27 protein-coding genes, 1 pseudogene and 1 other annotated feature are annotated in these 22,311 nt (G+C 29.3%); of the genes and pseudogenes, 24 read left to right on the top strand and 4 right to left on the bottom strand.

Going from position 1 to position 22,311, the window contains the following annotated elements; genetic code table 11:
- The first annotated feature begins 2 nt into the window (after positions 1-2).
- The 6 genes from EG57_RS0208380 (at position 3) to EG57_RS0208355 (ending at position 5,577) form a co-directional block, all read left to right on the top strand.
- Entirely contained in the window at positions 3-890 is an 888-nt protein-coding gene (locus tag EG57_RS0208380; protein WP_032076783.1) for a LysR family transcriptional regulator, read from the top strand.
- Between the two features lie 156 nt (positions 891-1,046).
- On the top strand, positions 1,047-2,528 hold the full coding sequence (locus EG57_RS25400) for a DUF4474 domain-containing protein (protein WP_052037787.1): 1,482 nt from the start codon (positions 1,047-1,049) through the stop codon (positions 2,526-2,528).
- Between the two features lie 109 nt (positions 2,529-2,637).
- Positions 2,638-3,186, top strand: coding sequence for a DUF5104 domain-containing protein (locus EG57_RS0208370; protein ID WP_032076782.1), 549 nt, complete (start codon positions 2,638-2,640; stop codon positions 3,184-3,186).
- Positions 3,187-3,330: 144 nt separating this feature from the next.
- Positions 3,331-3,753 (top strand): hypothetical protein, encoded by a 423-nt coding sequence (locus EG57_RS0208365; RefSeq protein ID WP_032076781.1) that lies wholly within the window; start codon positions 3,331-3,333, stop codon positions 3,751-3,753.
- Between the two features lie 458 nt (positions 3,754-4,211).
- Positions 4,212-4,670 (top strand): GNAT family N-acetyltransferase, encoded by a 459-nt coding sequence (locus EG57_RS0208360; RefSeq protein ID WP_052037785.1) that lies wholly within the window; start codon positions 4,212-4,214, stop codon positions 4,668-4,670.
- Between the two features lie 451 nt (positions 4,671-5,121).
- Positions 5,122-5,577: a GNAT family N-acetyltransferase gene (locus tag EG57_RS0208355; RefSeq protein WP_032076780.1), complete on the top strand. Its 456-nt coding sequence runs from the start codon at positions 5,122-5,124 to the stop codon at positions 5,575-5,577.
- A 254-nt stretch (positions 5,578-5,831) separates the two neighbouring features.
- Here EG57_RS0208355 and EG57_RS0208350 read toward each other — a convergent pair whose 3' ends face one another.
- A complete protein-coding gene (locus tag EG57_RS0208350; RefSeq protein WP_032076779.1) occupies positions 5,832-6,095 on the bottom strand; it encodes a hypothetical protein in 264 nt (87 codons plus the stop codon).
- A 148-nt stretch (positions 6,096-6,243) separates the two neighbouring features.
- Between EG57_RS0208350 and EG57_RS26505 the strand changes: the two genes are divergently transcribed.
- Positions 6,244-6,414, top strand: a complete 171-nt coding sequence (locus EG57_RS26505; protein ID WP_161782705.1) for a hypothetical protein — start codon at positions 6,244-6,246, stop codon at positions 6,412-6,414.
- Positions 6,415-6,575: 161 nt separating this feature from the next.
- A complete protein-coding gene (locus EG57_RS0208345) occupies positions 6,576-6,833 on the top strand; it encodes a hypothetical protein (protein ID WP_032076778.1) in 258 nt (85 codons plus the stop codon).
- A 250-nt stretch (positions 6,834-7,083) separates the two neighbouring features.
- Here EG57_RS0208345 and EG57_RS0208340 read toward each other — a convergent pair whose 3' ends face one another.
- On the bottom strand, positions 7,084-7,611 hold the full coding sequence (locus EG57_RS0208340; RefSeq protein ID WP_032076777.1) for an HXXEE domain-containing protein: 528 nt from the start codon (positions 7,609-7,611) through the stop codon (positions 7,084-7,086).
- 142 nt (positions 7,612-7,753) lie between these two features.
- On the opposite strand from EG57_RS0208340, the gene EG57_RS0208335 reads away from it, so the two are divergent.
- The 12 genes and pseudogenes from EG57_RS0208335 (at position 7,754) to EG57_RS27255 (ending at position 16,428) form a co-directional block, all read left to right on the top strand.
- Positions 7,754-8,326 carry a TetR/AcrR family transcriptional regulator gene (locus EG57_RS0208335; RefSeq protein WP_032076776.1) on the top strand — a complete coding sequence of 191 codons (573 nt, stop codon included), beginning with the start codon at positions 7,754-7,756 and terminating at the stop codon, positions 8,324-8,326.
- Positions 8,327-8,400: 74 nt separating this feature from the next.
- Positions 8,401-9,024, top strand: coding sequence for a class I SAM-dependent methyltransferase (locus EG57_RS0208330; protein WP_032076775.1), 624 nt, complete (start codon positions 8,401-8,403; stop codon positions 9,022-9,024).
- A 28-nt stretch (positions 9,025-9,052) separates the two neighbouring features.
- Positions 9,053-9,169, top strand: a pseudogene (locus EG57_RS27455) (IS1595 family transposase); the annotation flags it as partial.
- Between the two features lie 133 nt (positions 9,170-9,302).
- The gene (locus EG57_RS0208325) at positions 9,303-10,028 is read left to right on the top strand and encodes a flavodoxin family protein (protein ID WP_032076774.1); all 726 of its coding nucleotides are present in this window, start codon (positions 9,303-9,305) and stop codon (positions 10,026-10,028) included.
- A 76-nt stretch (positions 10,029-10,104) separates the two neighbouring features.
- Entirely contained in the window at positions 10,105-11,028 is a 924-nt protein-coding gene (locus tag EG57_RS0208320) for an aminoglycoside phosphotransferase family protein (RefSeq protein WP_032076773.1), read from the top strand.
- Positions 11,029-11,076: 48 nt separating this feature from the next.
- Entirely contained in the window at positions 11,077-11,838 is a 762-nt protein-coding gene (locus tag EG57_RS0208315; RefSeq protein ID WP_032076772.1) for an MBL fold metallo-hydrolase, read from the top strand.
- A gap of 205 nt (positions 11,839-12,043) precedes the next feature.
- A complete protein-coding gene (locus EG57_RS0208310; RefSeq protein WP_032076771.1) occupies positions 12,044-12,379 on the top strand; it encodes a YnfA family protein in 336 nt (111 codons plus the stop codon).
- A 288-nt stretch (positions 12,380-12,667) separates the two neighbouring features.
- Positions 12,668-13,201 carry a rubrerythrin gene (gene rbr, locus EG57_RS0208305; protein WP_032076770.1) on the top strand — a complete coding sequence of 178 codons (534 nt, stop codon included), beginning with the start codon at positions 12,668-12,670 and terminating at the stop codon, positions 13,199-13,201.
- 272 nt (positions 13,202-13,473) lie between these two features.
- The gene (locus EG57_RS0208300; RefSeq protein ID WP_032076769.1) at positions 13,474-14,043 is read left to right on the top strand and encodes a TetR/AcrR family transcriptional regulator; all 570 of its coding nucleotides are present in this window, start codon (positions 13,474-13,476) and stop codon (positions 14,041-14,043) included.
- A 26-nt stretch (positions 14,044-14,069) separates the two neighbouring features.
- The gene (locus EG57_RS0208295; RefSeq protein WP_032076768.1) at positions 14,070-15,017 is read left to right on the top strand and encodes a carbon-nitrogen hydrolase family protein; all 948 of its coding nucleotides are present in this window, start codon (positions 14,070-14,072) and stop codon (positions 15,015-15,017) included.
- A gap of 244 nt (positions 15,018-15,261) precedes the next feature.
- A complete protein-coding gene (locus EG57_RS0208290) occupies positions 15,262-15,807 on the top strand; it encodes a GNAT family N-acetyltransferase (RefSeq protein ID WP_032076767.1) in 546 nt (181 codons plus the stop codon).
- A 495-nt stretch (positions 15,808-16,302) separates the two neighbouring features.
- Entirely contained in the window at positions 16,303-16,428 is a 126-nt protein-coding gene (locus EG57_RS27255) for a hypothetical protein (protein ID WP_278246452.1), read from the top strand.
- Between the two features lie 73 nt (positions 16,429-16,501).
- Here EG57_RS27255 and EG57_RS0208280 read toward each other — a convergent pair whose 3' ends face one another.
- On the bottom strand, positions 16,502-17,860 hold the full coding sequence (locus tag EG57_RS0208280; RefSeq protein WP_032076765.1) for an FAD-binding oxidoreductase: 1,359 nt from the start codon (positions 17,858-17,860) through the stop codon (positions 16,502-16,504).
- A gap of 466 nt (positions 17,861-18,326) precedes the next feature.
- Here EG57_RS0208280 and EG57_RS0208275 point away from each other — a divergent pair, with 466 nt between their 5' ends.
- Entirely contained in the window at positions 18,327-18,971 is a 645-nt protein-coding gene (locus tag EG57_RS0208275) for an alanyl-tRNA editing protein (protein ID WP_032076764.1), read from the top strand.
- 371 nt (positions 18,972-19,342) lie between these two features.
- Here EG57_RS0208275 and EG57_RS0208270 read toward each other — a convergent pair whose 3' ends face one another.
- Complete coding sequence (locus EG57_RS0208270) at positions 19,343-19,537, bottom strand: YgaP family membrane protein (RefSeq protein ID WP_032076763.1); 195 nt, start codon at positions 19,535-19,537, stop codon at positions 19,343-19,345.
- Between the two features lie 515 nt (positions 19,538-20,052).
- Here EG57_RS0208270 and EG57_RS27250 point away from each other — a divergent pair.
- The 3 genes from EG57_RS27250 to nhaA all read left to right on the top strand — a co-directional run bounded on the left by EG57_RS27250 (position 20,053) and on the right by nhaA (position 22,244).
- A complete protein-coding gene (locus tag EG57_RS27250; protein WP_278246451.1) occupies positions 20,053-20,187 on the top strand; it encodes a hypothetical protein in 135 nt (44 codons plus the stop codon).
- An 84-nt stretch (positions 20,188-20,271) separates the two neighbouring features.
- Entirely contained in the window at positions 20,272-20,745 is a 474-nt protein-coding gene (locus tag EG57_RS0208265; RefSeq protein ID WP_032076762.1) for an HAD family hydrolase, read from the top strand.
- Between the two features lie 117 nt (positions 20,746-20,862).
- Positions 20,863-20,920: a sequence feature (sodium ion sensor (DUF1646 type); this cis-regulatory element may regulate processes involved in with the transportation of sodium ions), on the top strand.
- Positions 20,921-21,047: 127 nt separating this feature from the next.
- Positions 21,048-22,244 carry a Na+/H+ antiporter NhaA gene (nhaA, locus tag EG57_RS0208260; protein ID WP_032076761.1) on the top strand — a complete coding sequence of 399 codons (1,197 nt, stop codon included), beginning with the start codon at positions 21,048-21,050 and terminating at the stop codon, positions 22,242-22,244.
- Positions 22,245-22,311: the final 67 nt, after the last annotated feature.

Below are 22,311 nucleotides of genomic sequence, written 5' to 3'. Positions count from 1 at the left end.
TTATGGAATTACTTCAATTAAAATATTTTCAAGTAGCAGCTAAAATTCAGAACTTTTCTCAAGCAGCTGAGAAACTAAATATAAGTCAGCCATCTCTGAGCATGACTATTTCACATCTGGAAGACGAACTAAATGTTAAGTTATTTGATAGAAAAGGTAGAAATATTGAGCTTAACAAAGTGGGTTTAGCATTTTTAGATAGAGTTAACAGAGTTTTTTGTGAACTAGAAAGTGCAAAAAATGAAATTATGGATATTACAGGCAAACAATCTAACCATATTTCTCTTGTAACAACAAATCCTCGGTTGTTGTCAGGAGTTTTAAAAAGATACCTTATGCTGCATAGCAATGTAGTTATCAACCAAAGATGTGAAATATATAAAACTGCTGAAAGGCAACTTCAATCAGGAGAAATAGATTTTTGCTTAACAGTTCCAGCTATAAAAGGGGCAAATATTGAATGTAAAATACTAAAAGAAAATGAAGTAGTATTAGTAGTGCCTAATAGTCATAGATTTTCAGGAAGACAATCTATTCGACTTAATGAAGTTGCAGAAGATCCTTTTATTACATTAGTCCATAATTATAGTTTTAGAGCTATAACGGATTCTATATGTCAATCAGCAGGTTTTTCTCCCCGAATAGCTTTTGAGGTTGATGACATCCTTATGGAAGAAATGTTAGAACTTGAAAGAGGTATCGCTCTTTTGCCTTTATATTTGATAAAACGTCCTCATTTGGGCACAAGAAATCTTTCAATGCTAAAAATTGAGGAGCTAGATACTCGTATATCAATTGGACTGTCTTGGCTTAAAAGTAAATATCTATCACAATCATCAAGGTGTTTTAGGGACTACTTAATTGAAAATTATAATAATTATTTATTGTAAAAGTGTTTAAACTAGATTCTTGATGCTATGTAAACATTGTATTATTCAAAGTGAATTCTACAGTGTTTTTTCGTTGTATTACGACTATAAAGTGTGCTTACTATTAGAATAAAAAAGTTGACATATATATACATAAATATTAAAATGAGGTGTCATATGAATATTAATGAAAAACTACAAATATATGAGGGTGAACAAATGGATTTTAGTTTAGACATAGGTGAGTTAACAAATACAATAAGTCAATATGAAAAGGTAATAAGGGATTTAGAAGAACAAAAAGAAAACATAAATAAAGCAATTAAAGAACTTACTGACTTAGGATGGTCAGGTGAGGCAAAAGATAAATTTATTGAAAATCATATTAAAAAGCAGGAATTTTACACAAATTTAATAGAAAAAATGAAATATGCGAAAAATGCTTTGGAAAATGAAGAAAAGCCAAGAGCGATTCAATTAAAGAAAAGATGTGAGGGCTTTGAAGAATGTATAAAAAGAAGTGCTGGAGGAGCAGCACTTACCAATGATCATACAGGAGTTATTTCACTTCAATATGGAGGACAATTTCCAATAAATAATAATGTTAGTGAATGTACAGATAATTATTATAGGCAAATGAATTTTAAATTTGTAGAAATATTAAATTTAACAAACAGCTTAAGCTTTACAACATTTCCTATAGGAGGAGATGTCGAAAGTGCACAAAATTCACTAAAGAATCAAACAATGAGCTTGACAGAGTTTGATAATTCATTTAATGCATACTGTAATGGTGTACGAGATATGGAAGAAAATATATGTTCAGTATTTTCAAAGATATCAGGAATAACTGAAGGAATATCTAAAGTCAGAGGCATGTCCATTATTTCAGAAAATGGACAAGTAGATAAAAATAAAGTAATGCAGTTAATGTTAAAGAATCCAGCAGACCTAACAACAGAGGAAAAGGAAATACTAGAATATGCAAAAATTGTTTTGGGGGATGATTATAATAGATTAAAAGAAATTAATGGTGAACAGCTTGAATGGAATGATGAAATAATGAAATATGTTAAAAGTACTCCTATATATCAATGGTTTACTAAAGAAACACAAGAGGGAGAATTACATATGCTTTTTGATATAGGAGGATTTGATAGGGATGAAAATGGAGTTTATCATGCCAAACAGGATGCACTACAACAATATGGTGGTTACAATGACATTTATGACGATATATTTGATTTAGCTTGTAGTATGAAGAAAAAGAAATTTGATTTTTCAACTGGAAATCAAACATATATAATTTGGTTATGGAAAGGGGATTACTTAAATCTGGGGGCAGGAGCAGAGATAGGAATATATTATGATGGAGGTCCTCAGTGGCTATGTGATACTCAAGATAAAATGCCAATGACCATATCTTTAGAAGATAAGAAAGGAAACAGAGTTTATGATTGGAAGCCCAAAAACGATAATTGGTGGTGTACTGGATTTAATCCTAAATATCAGAATGAGGAAGCATCAAATCTTACTGTTCATGGAAGTATAGATTTTTCAAAGCATCTAGATTTATGGAATGCTTTTTACAAAAAATATAATGGTTGGTCATCATGGACATTTGATACCGAACACCATATTGCTAAGTTGAAATGGTAAGGGGTAGTTTAAGATTGTGTGATGTAGTGGTATCAAATCTTAAACTTGAAATTACTTCACTGAAGAAAGAGAATTCTAGTAAAAAAATTTAATCAAAAAGGAGAAAATCATGAATATAAAAAAAATAATATTACTTATAACCATAATGGTATTTTCTTTAGTTCTAGTATCATGTAATTCTGCCAAATCTATGATGCATGCCAGAGAGAATGAGTTAAATACCAGTAATGACAATAAAATTGCAGATACACATTTCAATAAGATTATGGAAGCTTTAAAAAATGAAGATAAAGAAGGATTGAAAAAAATATTCTCTCCTAATGCATTGAAAGAAGCCAAGGATATTGATGGTGGAATTGATTATATAATGAAGTTTTATAAAGGAAATATTAAGTCAAAGGATGTTGCACATGAAGTATCAGAAGAGAATGAACATGGAAAAAAGACAAAAGAAATTAAGGTTTCCTACACAGTTACAACAGATAAAGGCACATATATAGTGTTTTTTATTGATAAATTAGTTGACACAAAAAACCCTGATAACATTGGTCTTTACATGTTACAAATAATTAAGGAGTCAGATAAAGAAAAAGAGTTTGATGGAGGTGGAGATAAGACAAGGTGTTCAGGTATTTATCGCCCAGATACTTTAAAATAGAACATATTGAATATCATAGCAAAGATAATTATTAATATTGTAATCTAGGTGAACACTGCATTATTCGATTCTGAATTTTGGAGTGTTTTTAGTTGATTTTTGATATTAATATATAAATTCATAATACAAATATAGAAGGAAGTTTTGGATTCTGTAGATGAGGTAGATGAAAATGATTTGTTAATAGAGAAAATTAATAAATCAGGTACTGATAAGTTAGATGAATTAAAGAAAATGATGAATACTCAAATTAAAGACTCGTTAAATTGCGATGAAAACGCTAAGAATAACATGATAAATCAACAAATTCAATTAACAAAATCTCTAAAAGAAAATGAAGAAGTTAAACGTAAATTTATTAAAGGTATTGAAACAACAAAGCAACTAATAAAGATAATTGGGCCAATTCAAAAAGATTTTGAAGAGTATTTATGTATACTTAATGAAGATTATAAAAAATACAAAGAAAATACAACTAAGATGTTGTCTGATGTTAATGAAGCAGTAAAAGATAAATTAGGATTTACAACAATTGAATTAATAAAAACATTTGATCAAGAAAGTTAGGAGATATTCTTTCTATGCTATCTTACAACTTAGAAAAACAAAGAATTTTTACACAAATTTATCCAATGTAGAAGTAAAGTACTCCTCAGGATTGCAGACGATAATCTTGTTAAAATGAAAAATATCAATTGATTAAAAGGCAATCCTTGTATATTAAAGGCATTACTTAAAAAAGTAGCGGTTGAATGTGGTATGAATTATAAAAAGGATAATAACCTGAGAAAAAAGCATTTAGAAAGTTGAGAAAATACTTAACTAGTTTATGAGTAATTTGAAAATTATATGCATTAATCTATAAGTCTAAATATATGGATGTTCTTTGAAAATGAGATAATGTGGTGTTTGAAAAAAGAAGTATATAATTTTTATACAAGTACCCCAGTAATAATATGTTATATATGTTAAGCGAAACTGCAACATATCGTGAATTAATTTATTTCATTAGAGGAGAAAATGTAATGAACAAAAATAATATTTCTATACAAAAGGCCCAAAAAGAAGAATATGATGGACTACGAAAGGTTTTTTTAAATACAAGACAAGAAAGTTTTAAATGGATGGAATATGATAGTATAAAATTAGACGATTTTGATAGTAATACAGAAGGAGAATTAATATTAACAGCAAGAGTAAACAATGAGATTGCTGGATTTGTTTCAATTTGGGAAGAAGATAAATTTATTCACAATTTATTTGTTTCATCAAGTTTTAAAAGGCTTGGAGTAGGCAAAGCATTGATAAATGAATCTGTAAAAGCAGTCGGATTACCATTAACATTAAAATGTGTAAAGGCAAATGTAAATGCTTTGAATTTTTATTTATCCCAAGGGTGGACAATCGAAGAGGAAGTTACAGAAAATGAACCTTATTATTTAATGAAATATGAAGATATAAATGTGTTAGAAAAGCAATCATGACAATTAGTTGTATCAAGCCTAAATTTTCTTATTTTATGTAAGAATTAAAAAAAGAAAAATTTATAGAGACACCACATAATTTTAAGTTAAATTATATGGTGTTTTTGCGTCGCATTTCAAGGATTATATGAAAAAAATATAAAAATGGATTTATATTCAATATAGTCCCATTTTTATTTAACCTGCTTTACCATCTTAGAAAACAATTCTATTAAATTAATCATTTCTTTATCATTTAATTTATAAAATTTAATTTCTAAATTACGTATAATGAAAAAATGTGACATGAATGCTGAGAATTAAAATATGAACGATGATTTTTGAAAATGAAATAATGCAGTGTTAAAATATCTATGTTTTTATAAAATAATGAAAATATATAGATGTCATGTTATAATTTTTATTGACTTAATTAAGAATTCCATAAGACAGTTTAAGGAGGATATATAATATGCTTGATATAGAAATTTTAAATAATATTGATAAGGAAGATATGGATAACATATTGGATGTATGGGAATCTTCAGTAAGGGCAACACATACTTTTTTAAATGAAGAGGATATAATATCAATAAAACCTCAAGTTAAAGAAGGAGCTTATTATGTTAGCAAATTTGTATGTGTAAGAGATGATGAAGGTATCATACAAGCATTTATGGGTGTATATGATGGTAAGATTGAAATGTTATTTGTAAGAGATGAATTTAGAGGTAAGGGCATAGGAAAAAGGCTTGTAGAATACGCAATAAATAGTTTAAATATAAAATATGTAGATGTAAATGAGCAGAATATACAGGGTGTAGGATTCTATAAACATATGGGATTTAATATATTTAAAAGGTCAGAACTTGATGAACAAGGAAATCCATTTCCTATATTTCATATGAAGTTAAGTAAATATATTTAACTGATAATTTTCCTATCTAAACGAAACAATAAAAAAAGCCAACAATTTTTATAAACACTGCATTATTCCAATTTGAATTCTACAGTGTTTTTGCGTCGCATTTCAAAGATTTAATCAAGCCCAAATTTTAACAGTAAGGTGGAGGATGGTATGGATATTAAATATGAGGAGAAATAAAAGGATTAGCTTATTATATTAAATATATATATAATAAGCTAATCCAAAATTATAAATTTATTTGTGTTCTGTTTTTATTATTCTTCTGGGTGTTCTATTTTTATTCTTACGATTTTATTATTTTTATCTTTATACCACACTGTTATATTTGAAAAATATTGTGTGTTCTGAATCGAACTTAATATTGAATCAGGAACATTTTCAAGATATCTAATTTCATTGTTAACTTCCATTTCTAGCTTATTTGTGAACTTGTCTTCTTTATTATAATAATAGGAAATAAAAATACTCGTTGGTTGTCCTGAACATATTCCATTGGGACATTTAGAAGTAGAACTCATAAAATATCCCCCCCATTTTGTAAACTTTAGTTATAGTTGGAGTTCATACTATAATTATATGCACAAATAGAAGTTTTGGTTCTTACATCATCATACAAATATTAAATCAAACCCAAAATTTAATATTTGAGCAAAGGGAGTGATACATTTGTTGATAAAAATTACAAGTAATACCAAGCTGCATAACAATGTAAAAGATATAAGCAAATTGATTAATAAAAGTTTTGAATCAAAAGTATATGAAACTGGATTAGCTGTAATAAGGACAAAGGAATTTGGCGAGATTGCTATATTTAAAGATGAATATGTAATTATATAAGTATTTTAGATATTAAAATCCAGAGGGGGAATAGGTTAAATGATAAGCCAAGAGCAGTTTGAAAAATTAGAACTGGAACATGGAACGTATGCTGGGAGCATGCATGTCCTTGTGCTATAACAACTGAAAATAAAGGACTTCAAGAAAGCATATATAATAGCTTGAGACAGGAAGCCGAAGAAGTTGCTAGAGAATGTGATAATGATGATTTAGAATATGAACCTATGGCATATTGTAGAGAATGTGGTTGTTGGGAAAGAGAAAGTGATTTAATAGATGGTCTGTGTATTAGTTGCTATGATGATTGGGAAAATGAGTGTGGAGAAGATGCGGAAATAGATTGTCTTGGTTGTACCTTAAATAAGGAAGAAGCTTGTGCTGATTGTTGTAGGGATTGGGATAATGAGGAGGAAGATTAATGCTAATTAAAGAGTTGTGAGAAAAATTAGAGTTAATGGACGGAGAATCAGAGATGCAAGTAATGGATACTACAGGGGAAGTTTATTCTATTGAAGATGTTCAGCACTATCCAAAAGAAGACTGCTTTATAATTAGGCTTTAAATTAATTTATCCATATATACGGATAATACGGTAACTAAACAATCCAAAAATAAAGTGTATCTATAGTTTATGTAGATTATGGCAATGTTTATTGAAATATTCTACAATTAATTCAATTTAGCTTCTAAAGACCTAGTGAGTCTTCTAGCCATTATGTGTGCAAAAAATAAGTTAGCCAAAAATATAATCATACTTCCTATGCTCCACATTATTCCAGGTAATAGCATCATATTACTGCTCTTATATATAAAGCGTATAGCATAAATTGAATATATTACGGCTGGAATTACAGTTATTATAGCTGGTATATATTTTTTATATATGGCCCATTGAACTATATGAATTATCAAATGAATAAGAAAAGTTACTAAAGTACCAAGCCATAAATAATACCATCGAAATACAATTGCTGTTAAGGAAATTATTAGTAATACAATGAATTCTTCACTTACAGCAAGTGCAAAACCTGCAGTACTAATCTGCTCATATTCCTTGACAACTTTAGGATACTTTTTGAGTAATGATAACCTTTCTTTATTAAACCACCACTCCTGAAATATAATTTCTTCAAAATCATGAACCATAAATATAAGTGGGAACAACCAAATTAAGCTTATAAATTCTACATTTTCCATCTTATTTACTCTCCCTTATCTAAGAAATAATTTTTAAATCTTCATAGGAAACTTACATGCAAGTATAATATAATATAAGCGTTACTTTACTTTCAATAGCTTTTTAGTAACTTATTAATATGTAAGCATTGGAGTGTTTTAATTGAAAAAAGGAATAAAGGGAACAGAAACAAAAAATAAATTACTACATATTGCAATTCATGAATTTGCCAGTATGGGATTTGAGAATACCAAAGTAGATACAATTGTAAGGGAAGCTAATCTTACCAAACCATCTTTTTACTTATATTTTATGAGTAAACAAGCTATATTTGATGAAATAGTAAATATTTGCACTATAAAGTTGGAAACTGAAGTTAAAAAGATAGGATTAACAAAACTTAATAACACATTAAAAAAAGAAAGAATAAAGAATGTTTTAGAGGACTTTTTTGAATTTGTTTTAGAAAACAAAGAGCTGATGATTATCGGAATAATATTAAATAAAAATAGTGATATTATTATAAATAAATTAACAGACATAGTTAAAGACAATTTAAGAATTGAAGCCAATATAAATTATATTAAATCTACTTTTGATTCTAATGTATTCGCTGACATCTTAGTGACAAACTCGCTAATGTTGTGTAAGAATTATTTGCTGAATGGGAAATCTTCGCCAAAAGAACTAGTCTCAATTTTATCTTCACTCTATAGTGAGAGTATATTTAAATAAAATCTAGATATCTAGAAAAGCTCACATACAAATTCTAATTTGTAAGTGTATAAGAGAAAAGGTCATAAAGTAGTATGGATAAAGAAATTACAAATAAAAAGTTTTGGGAAAATGTTGCAAAGTGGTATACACCAATGCAGGAAAGAAAAAACGCAAAACTATACAAAGAGTTATGTGAGGTTATATCAAAATTGTTAGATAAGGATATGCAGGTATTAGAATTGGCTTGCGGAACCGGACAACTTACATTTTCATTATATAAAAAAGTAGCTGGTTGGGAAGCAACGGACTTTTCAGAGAAAATGATTGAAGAAGCAAAAGCAAGGGCAAGAGTATTTAATTTACCTATTACTTTTACTGTACAGGATGCAACTAACCTACCATATGAGGATGGAAAGTTTGACACAGTCGTTATTGCGAATGCTCTTCATATTATGCCTAATCCTGATAAGGCATTAACAGAAATTCAGCGTGTACTAAAAAAAGGAGGTTTGTTGATTGCACCAACATTTGTATATGATGGGAAAGTAAATAAGGTGAGAATTTGGTTGATGGAGAGGATTGGATTTCACACTTTTTACAAATGGAAGTCTGATGAATATGCAGAATTCGTATGTAACAGAGGCTTTAATATAATAGATAGCATTGTAATTGCAGGAGAAATGTTGCCAGAATGTATATTAATTTGTAAAACATAATAGATTTTCTAAGGGAAAAGTATGCCCAATATTTGATACAGATAAAGAAATAATAAAGGCTAAAAACTTTATACTTCAAAGCAATGTAGCACATTCGTATATCAAAATAAAAGACTTAAAAAATAGAGAGCCAATGTATGTATAATATGTGTTAAAATTTGTAAATTATGATATAATAAGTGTTATTAAAAACTATAGTTTAACGAACAATAGTAAATAGTTGTGACGGAACTGTGAAATTATATAAACTTATTTTATACATAATGGAGGATATTGATTTGGGAAAGAGAATTTTAATTATTAACAGTAGTTTTAGAAAAAAGAATACATATAATGTTTTATTGCAAATTGGACAACTATTAAAAAGAAATAATTTTGATTTTGAAGTGATTAATCTATTCGATTACAAAATTGAAAATTGTTTAGGATGTAGAAAATGTGTAATAGATGGAGAATGCTATTTAAAAGATGATATGAATTATTTGATGAAAAAGATGATAGATAGTAGTGGTATAATTTTAAGTTCCCCGATATATGTGGGTACTATAAGTGGTAAATTAAAAACAATGGTTGATAGGACATGTATGTGGTATCATAGGCCTGAACTTGCAGGTAAACCAACTCTCTTTGTAGCAACTACAGATGCAACAGGAATAAAAGAGACAAAAAAATGCTTTGAAAACATTGCAGTTGAATGGGGGACTCAAAGGGCTGGATTTATTGCAAGGTCATCTCGAAATATTACATCTCCTGTACAAGAAAGGGAATTAAGTCAATTTCTTAAATTGCTTAATGAGAAAAAAGGTTACTATAAACCATCATTAATAGAAATAAATATATTTCAGGTACAAAAGGTGTTGGCACTTAAAACCAATGAACGGGACAAATTATTTTGGCATGATAGAGGATGGCTTGACAAAGACTATTATTATGATTGCAAAATGAACCTTATGAAGAAAATATTTTCAAAAGCAATTTTTAGACTCTTATATAAGAAAGTATAACTGTAAGAAATTATCATTCCACAGCACTATAGAAAGTTGAAAAAATGAGAAGTAAATATATTTTGGAAGGTGTACAATGAATTACAATTTCAATGATATAACAATTTCAAATACATGGATAAAAATTAAAAAAATAGAATATGGTTGGTCATCTGATGAAAAATATTACATAGAAGATAACAAAAATATGAAATACTTACTTCGTATATCTACTGTTGATACTTATGAACAAAAAAAGAAAGAATTTGAAATTATTAAAAAATTTAATACACTTGATTTTCAAATGTCCAGGGCTATAGAATTTGGGTATTTTAATGAACATAAAAATGTTTATATGCTTTTAAGTTGGATAGAAGGTTATTCACTTGAAGAAAAGTTACATTCGTTACCTGAAATAGAACAATATCGACTTGGCTTATATTCAGGTGAAATTTTAAAACAAATTCATAGTATTCCAGTTGAACCACAAGATGTTCCTTCAGTAAATAAAATTTGTAAAAAGTTATTACAATTACAAAGGTATGAAGATTCATCTGTCCGAATTCCAAATGATGAAACTGCTATAGCATTTGTAAAAAACAATATTGATATGTTATGTAAGTCAGCACCTGTTTATGAGCATGGTGACTTTCATGTGGGAAATTTAATATATACACCTGATAAAACAATTGGAGTTATAGATTTCAATCGCTTAGAATGTGGTGATAAATATGAAGAGTTTTACAAGATTCAAAGTTTTGACGTAGAACATAGTATTGCATTTTCAGTAGGAGAAATTCAAGGATATTTTAATGGAGAACCTCCAATTGATTTTTGGAAAATACAAGCGGTATATGTGGCACATGGGTCTTTGTACTCAATTAAATGGGCAGAAAAATTTGGACAAAAAGAAGTTGATGGAATGACCAAACGTTGTCTTGAAGCGTTCAATCATTATGATAACTTCAACTTAATAATTCCAAAATGGTATTTACAAAATAAAGATAAATATAGATTATAAAAATACTGTTAAATTAGCTACAATGAAATGGAAAGAAGGAAAAGTTAAATGAAAGATTGGTTTACAATAGATCATATTGATAAGGATACACATATCATCAGTGAATATCGACATTGGGAGGAAACACATGCATATCTTTTAAACGGTACCGAAAGAAGCTTATTGATTGATACTGGTCTTGGAATCTGCAATATTTATGATGAAGTGATAAAGTTGACTGACAAACCGGTAACTGCTGTGGCAACTCATATTCATTGGGATCATATCGGTGGGCATAAGTTTTTTCATGACTTTTATGCTCATGAGTATGAATTAAACTGGCTGAATGGAGAATTTCCACTAACTTTGGAACAAATCAAGGACATGGTAGTAGATCGCTGCGATTTGCCGGAAGGTTATAATGTGGACAATTACGAATTCTTTCAGGGTACGCCTACAATGATTCTAAAGGATAATGATGTCATTGATATAGGAGGACGTTCTATTCAAGTATTACACACACCTGGCCATTCACCGGGACACATGTGTTTTTTTGAAAAGGAACGTGGCTATCTTTTCACAGGTGATTTAGTTTATAAAGATACTTTATTTGCTTATTATCCTTCCACTGATCCGAAAGCCTATTTGAAGTCAATTGAGAGGGTTGCAACACTTCCAGTAAAAAAGGTTTTTCCAGCGCATCATAGTTTAGATATACATCCAGAAATACTTATTAGAATGCGGGATGCTTTTAGACAGCTACAATCGGAAGGTAAATTGCATCATGGCAGTGGTACTTTTAAATACAAAGATTTTGCTATTTGGATATAATTACAAATTATAAAAAACGGAATGAGTATAGCAAAAAAATAGAAATATATTCATGTTAATACTAATAGATAATTTGTTTTATTTTGAACAATTATTTTTATTTTTTATAAAAAAGTCAACAAAACTCTCAATTGAAAATGGAAAAATACAGTGTTAAAATATTAGCTAAGAGCGATTTGATTTAAAAACAAAGGAGAAATTGTTCATGGAAATACTTAAATCATTATTTTATTTTGTATTAGCAGGAGTATTTGAAATAGGTGGGGGATATCTTGTATGGCTTTGGTTAAGAGATGGTAAGAGCATATGGTACGGTTTAGCTGGAGCTATAGCTTTAATTATTTATGGTGTTGTACCAACATTACAACCACCAAATTCTAGTTTTGGACGAGTATATGCAGCGTATGGAGGAATATTTATTGTTCTTTCAATTTTATGGGGTTGGAAAATAGATAATGTTATCCCAGATAAGTTTGATTTAATTGGAGGAGCTATTGCACTTGTTGGAGTCCTAATAATTATGTATTACCCTAGAGGATAGAACTTGCAGTATACAAATTTATTTTATATTTATAACATTAACCTAAAAGTTACTGATTAATTAAAATACTATATTATTCAAAGTTGAATTCTATAGTATTTTTTTGTTTTACAATAATATTATATAGTCAAGTAATGTAATTTTTTACAGCTTCATGATATAATATAACCTATACAGAAAACAGATTGTGGTTGTAATATTTTTAGATATCTATACGATTACAAGATATTTCTAAAGGAGTTTAGTAACAAAATAAAAATATTAAATGTATAGGAAGGAGAAAATTTTATGAACTTAAAAGGAACTAAAACAGAAGCTAACTTAAATGCAGCGTTTGCTGGAGAATCTCAGGCAAGAAACAAGTATACTTATTTCGCATCAGTTGCAAAAAAGGAAGGTTATGAGCAAATAGCTGAACTCTTTACAAAAACAGCTGAAAATGAAAAGGAACACGCAAAGCTTTGGTTTAAAGCTCTTGGTGAGCTTGGTGATACAGCAGCAAATTTACTTCATGCAGCTGAAGGTGAAAACTATGAATGGACAGAGATGTATGAACAATTTGCAAAGGATGCTGAAAAAGAAGGCTTTACCACTCTTGCGGCTCAGTTCAGAATGGTTGGAAAAATCGAGAAATCTCATGAAGAAAGATTTCGTGCACTTCTTAACAATATAGATATGAAAGCGGTATTTGAAAAGAGTGAAGAAACAATGTGGGAATGTAGAAATTGTGGACATATTGTAATTGGCAAGAAAGCACCTGAGGTTTGTCCTGTTTGTGCACATCCTAAAAGTTACTTTGAAGTTAGAAAAGAAAATTATTAATTTATCCAAACAAATTGATTATATGGAAAATAATAAAAAATACTACCCATAGATTATTTGTTAATAAAATTTAAAACATATAATATGGGTATCGCCAACATTTCCGACAAAACCCACGCTAATACAAAATTTAGTTATAAGTTGGTGCATTTATAGAGTGAAATTAAACACTCTATTTTTTTATGAGTAAAATGTTGACATAATAGACAGATCGGTCTATTATTGTAATATAATAATAAATTAACAAAATAAATAAAAAGGCAGGCTAGTCTATGGTTAAAAGTACAAAAGGAGAACGGACAAAAAATAGAATAATTGAAACTGCAGCAGAGTTATTTTTTATTAATGGTTATAATTCAACGGGTGTAAATGATATCTTAAGGGTTACAGAATTGCCTAAAGGATCTTTTTATTTTCATTTTAAGAGCAAAAAGTCGTTAGCTATTGAAGTTAATTTCTATTTTCAAAAAAAATTAGCAAATTGGATTTTAGAAACTTCCAAAAACAAAAATTGGGAAGAATTTATAACAAATTTAGTTGATGATATGATAGAAGGTGCATTATATGGAAAATATTTCGGATGTCCATTAACAACATTAGGGCAAGAACTGGCATTTTGTGAGCCAGATATAGCAAAATATTATAGTGATTCTTTAAATAAATTAATATGTATTTTTTCATCGGTTCTTAAACGTTCAGGAATTGATAAGGAAAAAATTGATATAATTGCAAATCGTGCATTTATTTTGTATGAGGGATACTTAGTATACTACAGAATAAGCAAAAACGTTGATATCTTAAGAAATATGAAGAATGAACTTATATCTATATATAATCAATAAAAAAATAAGAATGGAGTGAATTAATTATGAAAATCTCAGCAGTTCACATGGATACTATTTTAGCAGATGTAAATGCAAATATGGCAAATGCAAAAATAAGAATTGAGGAAGCAGTTAATGCTGGTACTGAACTTGTTTTATTTCCTGAATTTTTCACTACAGGTTTTGCTTTTATGCCTAAACTTCTTGATGTTGTTGTAAAGTGTGAAAATCCACAAATAAAACTTAGTAAATGGGCAAAACAATACAATGTAATAATTGGAGGCTCTTATCTTCAATATAATGGAAAAGATGTTCTAAATACTTTTAGTCTAACTTTCCCAAATGGAGAAGTATTTACACATAGCAAAGACATTCCCACTGTATTTGAACATTTCTGTTATACATATGGTGATAAAAATAATGTTTTAGAAACACCAATTGGAAATATAGGTGTAGCACTATGTTGGGAGCAGATAAGGTATGATACGGTAAAAAGAATGATTGGAAAAGTAGATCTTCTTCTAAATGGTTCTTGCTGGTGGGGTTTTTGCGAAGATGATACAAGAGATTTACATGATACAACAAAAGAAACCCAGACTGTTGCATTGAACGCACCTATTGATCTTGCAAAAATATTACATGTTCCTGTTGTTCATGCGAGCCATTTCGCTACATTTACAGGATTAAATTTTCCTAACGCAGATAAACCTCAAACTCGGATGATTATGGGAGCAACACAAATTATTGATGAAGATGGAAATGTAATTAAAAGGCGTTTATACAATGAAGCAGCTGGAATAATAACTAGTGATGTTAAATATAATAGACTACCTAAAAATGCTGAACATATTGAAACAGACTCATATTGGATACCTAAAATGCCAACTATATTTTTAAAGGGATGGAATGTTTTAAATCCAATTTGTGAAAAATATTATCAAAATGTATCTAAGCCTTATTGTATAAAATTATATAATAAACTAATGAAGTAAAAGTATAATGTTCTTATTTTAATTTTTCGATAACCCAAAAACAGTCGTTTTTGGGGCTAAAAGAGTTAGTAATTAAGTTTTTTCTTATATATGTATATACCATAACTAGTCCATGCCAATAAATAAAAAACAGTAGCAAAAAAGTTGAAGTAAGATACATTATTATCAATATTAAATTCTAATCTCAATCCACATATTTTAAAGAGATTAAGTATTAATAACATACTGTTAGGGGGATTAATAAATGGGGAAAATAGAAGAAGTTGAATATATTATTAATAATAAAAAAGTTACCATAAGAAATGGAAGAGTGCAAGATGCAGAAAAATTGATTAATCTTATTAAAAAAGTTGGCAAAGAAACAGATTTTTTATTAAAGAATCCTGATGAATTTAATCCAACTGTTAAAGAAGAGGAAAAGTTTATCCAGAGTCAGATAGATTCAGAAGTAGATTTATTGATTGTAGCAGAAACTGATGGAGAAATAATTGGAATATGTGGATTGAATGGAAACATGAACAAAAAAATTAGACATTCTGCTGAATTTGGACTAGCAATTGAGCAAGAATCTTGTGGAATGGGTATAGGAAAAAAATTAATGAAAGCAGGAATTCAATGGGGAAAAGAAAATGGTATATCTAGAATTACACTTAAAGTTGATACAAACAATTATAGAGCAATAAGTTTATATTTAAAGTTGGGTTTTGAAATAGAGGGCACATTAAGAAATGACAAGATGCTAGTTGATGGTAGCTATATAAGTGGTTATACAATGGCATTATTATTATAATCAAGTATTTTACATATATATATTAATATTGGTTATCTTACAACATTCTTATTTAATGCAACAACTGAAAAAAACGAATAATTTACATGAACACCGCAGTATTCAATTTTGAAATTTGGGGTGTTTTTTCGTCGTAATACAAAGATAAAAGGAAGCTTTGTACAAATTTATCAGCTACAGCTATGGAGTATTCCTATAGGGTCGTAGCCCATAATCTTGTTCAAAACAAAAATAATAATTGGTTAAAAGACAATCCTTGTATATTAAAGGCATTACTTAAAAAAGTAGCAGCTGGATTTGGTATAAATTACAGAAAGGCTATTAGCGTGAGAAAAGAAGCACTTAGAAAGTTGAAAAAATACTTAAATAATTTATGAGTAATTTGAAAATTATACGAACTTGCGAGGTAAAATAATTTACGTCCAAGAAATATTATATGATTGTTATGGCAGTAAAATATTTTGTTTTAATAAATAAAATAAGAATGTAGTTTTTATGGATAATAGAGAACTTGAAGATACTTTGTGTGATGGAAGAAGGTATAATATTGCTAATATATCGTTTTTGATTATATTATATAGAACAATACATTTAAAATTAAAATATCAAGAAGGCCTATAGCAAAATTGCTATAAGCCAATATTTACCGATAATTAACATCATTCTTAATGTTTAATATATAATTTTTTTTATATTATTTTTTGCAACATCTAGTGAATGGCGGAATGCTCTGAGGGAATCTGAAAATGTTATGCGGATCGTATTTGGCCTTTACCAGAGTTAATCGGTGAAAGTTGCTACCGTAGTATTCCTCAGGCCAGTTCTTGATTGATAGATCCTGAGTATTAACATAAACACCTTGAGTAAATGGAAGCATAGCTCGGCGGAAATTCTCTACCCAGCGAATACCTAGTGAAGCATCTTCCTCTTTGTCCCAAGTAGCAAAGATTGATAAATTTGATAGAGCTTTACGCCAAAAATAAGCTGTAGCTTTGCTTGATACTTTGGCAACTTCCCCGCCAAGACCGTGGAAGTATAAAGTCACTGAAGAAGTTGGTGCTTCATTAATAAAATGCCTTATTGTAGCAATACCCTTATCTGGCAGCAAGTTATAAAGGTATGGTCCCACACTCTTGAAAGGTAGTGGAGTAGCCGGTTGAGTTGCAGCTATTCGAGTAGCAGCCTCTATCCAAGGCAGCTCTTCAATAGTAAAATTCTGTACTGAACCAGCTCGAAGCAAAGGTTGTAACAACTGACTCAACTTATTAGCAGAACCAAGGAATACTCCCTGCATTAATATTGAAGACTGCTGACCCGAGGATACTAAAAGAATAGGAGTAAACTTTTCGTTAGCACAAGGAGTAGTATATTCCTGCCAGACTCGTAATACAGCTTCTAGGTCCTGTATATCCCAGCTGATTTGGGCAAAGCCTACTGTATCAATGTGGTGTGTTCGGAAACGAAAAGAAGTGCAGATACCAAAGTTTCCGCCGCCACCTCCGCGATAGGCCCAAAACAAATCAGGATTATGGTTAGCACTAGCGTGTATCACACGACCGTCAGCATTTACCATTTCAAGTTTCAATAGATTGTCTAAAGTCAGCCCCCAAGGTCGTGATAAAATACTGTGGCCGCCACCTAAAGTAACTCCGCTTACACCGGGGGTTGGACATACGCCACTTGGTACTACTAAACCTTCTGGCCAAAGTGCATTGTATAATTCCATGTTACGTAGACCAGTTTGTATAGTGACAGTGTTACGTTTATTGTTTACATCCAGAACCTTTTTCATTTCACTGACGTCAATTACGATGCCTGCGTTGAGGACCGATAATGCTTCATAGTTGTGACCACCGGAACGAATGCGGATTGGTACGTCTTTATAACGGGCCCATTGCACGGCGTTGACTACATCTTTCGTTTCCTGGGCATAGATAATTATCAAAGGGAACTTGTTAAAGAAGCTATTAAAATCCTGGCGATCCGCGTTGTATTGTGGGTCTCCTGGTAAAACTATACGTCCAGTTAGTTTTGGTTTCTTATAACAGTTCATAGAAACATCTCCTATATTCTTTAGTTACGTTTAATATTTGCAATATATATTATGTTAATAAGGATAAAAATGTACTAAGAAAAAAATAGCAAAACTAATATAATAAAAAGGTGTTTTTACGTTGCATTTCAAAAATAGAATGTGCTTATTGTAAGTTTTAAAGTTTCTTCTGATTAATTAATAATTTAAAAGAAATTATATTATTGTAGTTTATTTATTAAAGCTAGGGTATTTCTATTAGTAATGTCAATATACTTGGTGGAAATTATGATTACAAAATAATTAAAGAATGAGATAAGATACATTAGTAAAATGAAAATTCAATATTGTGGTGTTTAAAAATAGTAATATATATTTTCTTAAAAGGATTATGCAATAGTATTATAAATATGGTATAGTTTTCATATATTTAGTTAGCAATTGTAAAAAATTATGTAACGAATTACATTAGAAAAGAGTGATAATAATGGCTGTTAAGAAAGTATTTTGGGAAAATCCATATTTAACTGAGATCGAAGCAAAGGTAAAGAGTGTTGATAATAATGTCATTACTCTTGATCAAACAATAGTCTTTGCCTTTTCAGGAGGGCAACAATCTGATTCAGGAACAATAGGTGGAGTCAAAATTATTGAATCAAGAAAGGAAGGAAAAGAAATTTTCTATACTCTTGAGCAAAATCATAATTTGAAACCAAATCAAAATGTTATGGTTGAAATTGATTGGGAAAAAAGATATAAGCTAATGAAATTACATTTTGCCGCAGAAATTGTTTTAGAGTTAGTTTACCAGAATTATAATTATCCCGAAAAAATTGGTGCAAATATTACTGAAGAAAAAGCAAGAGTAGATTTCTTTTGGAAAGGAAATATATCTGAAATTTTTCCAGAACTTATGAATAAAATAAACAATCTCATTGATTCAAACTTAGACATAACAAGTACTTTTGAAGATGAGCAAACTGAAAGAAGATATTGGTTAATAGAAGGATTTGCTAAAGTTCCTTGCGGAGGAACTCATTTAAAGAAGACAGGAGAAATAGGTTCTATATCTTTGAAAAGAAAAAACTTGGGTGGCGGAAAAGAAAGAATTGAAATTTATCTTCAACCTTAATAATAACTTTAAGTTAATACACAATATGAAAAAAATGCGATGTAACTATTAAAAATTGAAATACGAACAATGGTCTTTGAGAATTGAATAATGTGGTGTGAAGAAGTAAAGGATTTGTATTTATTGGGAATATAATCGGCTTTTATTTGTAAAAGTTATGATATAATTACTATTAATAAAGCCAAAATAGTAAAATATTACGTCGCAGGTAATACAAATAATAGTTATATTAAGAAACATAAAAAATTGGCTTGTAAGTTTCGTCAATGTTGTAGTTAGGTGTCCTTAGGGATAGTCTAATACGCAAAAAATTGTGATTACTTTGTTGCCAAAAATAAGTGGCCTTATATTTAAGGCCATAGGTGAGGAAACTATTGCTTTTTTTCAGCATCACAAGTCGAAATTCCTAAGATATCACTAACAGGGCAATAACGAATCAAACCTGTTATTATTGGTGCGAGGCCAATAAGTCCCCACCAGCTTCTGAAGTATAGACCCAAAAGAATGATTAATACACCGATAACAATTCTAACAATTTGTTCGGTTCTACCAACATTACATTTCATTTAAATCACCTCAGAGATATTTTGTTCAATATGTCTGGATTTAATGCAGTTTATATAAGATGTATCCTTCACTTAGGACATAGACCGATAAGGCTTTGAAATTTGGAACTTGAGGGGAAACAATTGAAGTTTATTAGTTATTAGTATTAAGTCTGGTTGATTTATCAACCTAACATGGCATTCACAAAACTTACTAAGATGAAGGTGGTAAGACGCTTCGTAAATGTCCAGAATGTTAAAACGTATTTTTCTTATTTAGCGTAATAACTGAAAAAACGAACAATTTATCTGAACACTGTATTATTCAAAGTTGAATTCTACAGTGTTTTTGTGTCGCATTTCAAAGATAAAGTGTACTTATTGTAATTTTTATTCTGATTAATTAATAACTTAAAAGAAATTTAAAAATTAAATAATGAAGTGTTAAACAATAAATTTGTTATATGAATTTTAAGAAATCAAGTTGAATATAATGATATAATTACCAATAAATAAGAATATATGGGGGTATAATTATGTCTAGTATGATGCCGATGATGATGGTCTTTATTAATCTAATAATTATTTTAATTTTATTAGGTATTGGAATTTATGGATTTGTATTGTCTGTAAAAATGCTTCAAGGACCAAACTTGACATATACCAAGTGAATATTTTTGTTACCTATCTATATTATTTTATTTATTACATATAGGACTATTTTATGTAAAAATGATAAAAAGGGGTTAATGTGAATGATAATGGTTGATGTACCTGGTTACAAGAGTATTAAAGTAAAAAATGTTGTGTTTGACTTTAATGGTACTATGGCTGAAGATGGCATTATGATTGAGGAAATAAGGGGAAAAATAAAAGAATTGTCCAATAAAGATGTTAATATTTTTATACTTACGGCAGATACTTATGGTACTGTAGTAAAACAATCTAAAGATTTGCCTGTTACAGTAGAAGTTTTTAATAAAGAAAATTCGTCGGAAGATAAAAAAAGAATAGTTGAAAATCTTGGATGCGATATAACTGCTACAATTGGTAATGGAAGAAATGATATAGAAATGTTCAAAAAAAGTACTCTTTCTATTGCTATTATTGGGAAAGAAGGCTGTTTTTCAAAAGCAATATTTGAAGCTGATATTATAGTAAATAATCCAGTTGACGCTATAGATTTATTGTTGAAGCATAATAGAATTAAAGCAACTTTGAGAACGTAATAGAATTTGTTTTGTCTTATCTGATTGCTACCATTGATTTTATTCACAAGTCTTGACTAAGAGTACTAACATATAGTATAATGAGCCCTATAAAAATGAATAAATATAACTATGTACGGTTGGGCAAATTTTATAATTTGTTTTCAAGCAATTTTAGTTTCTGGGGTGGGAAACTCAATTAGAGTGTCCCACTTTTTTTATTGAAATTTTTCAGACAAGAAATTCCATAGATGATTCACTCTAAAATATTTTATTTAAATTAAGTTTTTAGGATATATTTAATATTAGAAAGGAAAATGAATATGAAGAATAAGTTTTATAATAAAGTTGTTAATCCACTTATATATTTTTTTAAGAATGAGTCTTCTAGCGGTTTAATACTTTTAATTTGTGCCATAATAGCAGTTATAATTGCTAATTCCAGCTTAGTTGAAACATATGAACATATACTTCATACTTATATAACTATTGGGTACAGAGAAATTTCTATATCTATGTCAGTTCTCCACTGGATTAACGATGGTCTAATGGCTATATTTTTCTTTGTAGTTGGTATGGAAATAAAACGAGAATTAGTAATTGGAGAACTCAAATCTATAAAAAAGGCACTATTACCAATATGTGCTGCTATTGGAGGAATGATTGTACCAGCAGTTATTTATGTACTATTTAATTATAGAGAAGCAACTGTTACAGGATGGGGAATTCCTATGGCAACAGATATTGCATTTGCTTTAGGAATACTTTCTTTAGTAGCTAAAAAAGCACCTAAAGGAATTGTAGTTTTTCTTACAGCTTTAGCTATAGTTGATGATTTGGGAGCTATTATCGTAATTGCTATATTTTATACTAATCAAATTTACTGGGGAGCTTTAGCTATAGGGTTAGTTACTCTTATTGCTCTTATATTGGTTAATAAATTTAATGTTAAAGCTGCATCTATATATATTATTGGTGGCATTATATTGTGGATTAGCTTTTTAAAGTCAGGTGTGCATCCAACAATTGCAGGTGTATTGCTTGGAATGTGTCTGCCTGTTGGAAAAAATGTTCATGAATTTAAAACATCTACATTGCATAAACTTGAGCATGCTTTAACACCGTGGTCTGCCTTTGTAATTATGCCGATATTTGCTTTAGCGAATGCAGGTGTAACTATTAACATTAATAACTTATCAGCAATTATATTAACACCTGTTAGTTTAGGTATTATATTTGGACTTTTTGTTGGTAAACAGCTAGGTATATTTGGAGTTTCATATATTTTGGTAAAGTTAAAAATTGCTAAACTTCCATCTAAAGTAAATATAAAACACCTTTATGGTGCAAGTATTCTTGGAGGCATTGGATTTACTATGTCATTGTTCGTATCATCTTTATCATTTGTAGATAAAACTATATTAGCTGCGTCAAAAACTAGTATTATGATTTCCTCAATTTTAGCTGCAATAGTAGGTGTAATAGTTTTTAAGGTTATAGAAATTCAAACTAAAAAATAAACGTATTGAAAAGATGGGATTAGCAATGGTAGCGATGGTATAAAAAAGAAAGAGATAAAAATCTTGA

This window comes from Clostridium drakei (genome assembly GCF_000633595.2).
GTDB lineage: Bacteria > Bacillota > Clostridia > Clostridiales > Clostridiaceae > Clostridium_AM > Clostridium_AM drakei.
Note: the sequence above shows the minus strand (reverse complement) of the source record. Positions and strands in the feature narration are given on the sequence as shown.

Bases quoted from the DNA above. Each gene is read 5' to 3' on its own strand.
- EG57_RS0208320 (WP_032076773.1), top strand. From the start codon at position 10,105: ATGAATTACAATTTCAATGATATAACAATTTCAAATACATGGATAAAA.
- EG57_RS0208380 (WP_032076783.1), top strand. From the start codon at position 3: ATGGAATTACTTCAATTAAAATATTTTCAAGTAGCAGCTAAAATTCAG.
- EG57_RS0208270 (WP_032076763.1), bottom strand. From the start codon at position 19,537: ATGAAATGTAATGTTGGTAGAACCGAACAAATTGTTAGAATTGTTATC.
- EG57_RS0208370 (WP_032076782.1), top strand. From the start codon at position 2,638: ATGAATATAAAAAAAATAATATTACTTATAACCATAATGGTATTTTCT.
- EG57_RS0208315 (WP_032076772.1), top strand. From the start codon at position 11,077: ATGAAAGATTGGTTTACAATAGATCATATTGATAAGGATACACATATC.
- EG57_RS0208310 (WP_032076771.1), top strand. From the start codon at position 12,044: ATGGAAATACTTAAATCATTATTTTATTTTGTATTAGCAGGAGTATTT.
- EG57_RS0208340 (WP_032076777.1), bottom strand. From the start codon at position 7,611: ATGGAAAATGTAGAATTTATAAGCTTAATTTGGTTGTTCCCACTTATA.
- EG57_RS0208330 (WP_032076775.1), top strand. From the start codon at position 8,401: ATGGATAAAGAAATTACAAATAAAAAGTTTTGGGAAAATGTTGCAAAG.
- rbr (WP_032076770.1), top strand. From the start codon at position 12,668: ATGAACTTAAAAGGAACTAAAACAGAAGCTAACTTAAATGCAGCGTTT.
- EG57_RS0208280 (WP_032076765.1), bottom strand. From the start codon at position 17,860: ATGAACTGTTATAAGAAACCAAAACTAACTGGACGTATAGTTTTACCA.
- EG57_RS27250 (WP_278246451.1), top strand. From the start codon at position 20,053: ATGTCTAGTATGATGCCGATGATGATGGTCTTTATTAATCTAATAATT.
- EG57_RS0208290 (WP_032076767.1), top strand. From the start codon at position 15,262: ATGGGGAAAATAGAAGAAGTTGAATATATTATTAATAATAAAAAAGTT.
- EG57_RS0208265 (WP_032076762.1), top strand. From the start codon at position 20,272: ATGATAATGGTTGATGTACCTGGTTACAAGAGTATTAAAGTAAAAAAT.
- EG57_RS25400 (WP_052037787.1), top strand. From the start codon at position 1,047: ATGAATATTAATGAAAAACTACAAATATATGAGGGTGAACAAATGGAT.
- EG57_RS0208355 (WP_032076780.1), top strand. From the start codon at position 5,122: ATGCTTGATATAGAAATTTTAAATAATATTGATAAGGAAGATATGGAT.
- nhaA (WP_032076761.1), top strand. From the start codon at position 21,048: ATGAAGAATAAGTTTTATAATAAAGTTGTTAATCCACTTATATATTTT.
- EG57_RS0208295 (WP_032076768.1), top strand. From the start codon at position 14,070: ATGAAAATCTCAGCAGTTCACATGGATACTATTTTAGCAGATGTAAAT.
- EG57_RS0208275 (WP_032076764.1), top strand. From the start codon at position 18,327: ATGGCTGTTAAGAAAGTATTTTGGGAAAATCCATATTTAACTGAGATC.
- EG57_RS27255 (WP_278246452.1), top strand. From the start codon at position 16,303: ATGGATAATAGAGAACTTGAAGATACTTTGTGTGATGGAAGAAGGTAT.
- EG57_RS0208360 (WP_052037785.1), top strand. From the start codon at position 4,212: ATGAACAAAAATAATATTTCTATACAAAAGGCCCAAAAAGAAGAATAT.
- EG57_RS0208350 (WP_032076779.1), bottom strand. From the start codon at position 6,095: ATGAGTTCTACTTCTAAATGTCCCAATGGAATATGTTCAGGACAACCA.
- EG57_RS0208300 (WP_032076769.1), top strand. From the start codon at position 13,474: ATGGTTAAAAGTACAAAAGGAGAACGGACAAAAAATAGAATAATTGAA.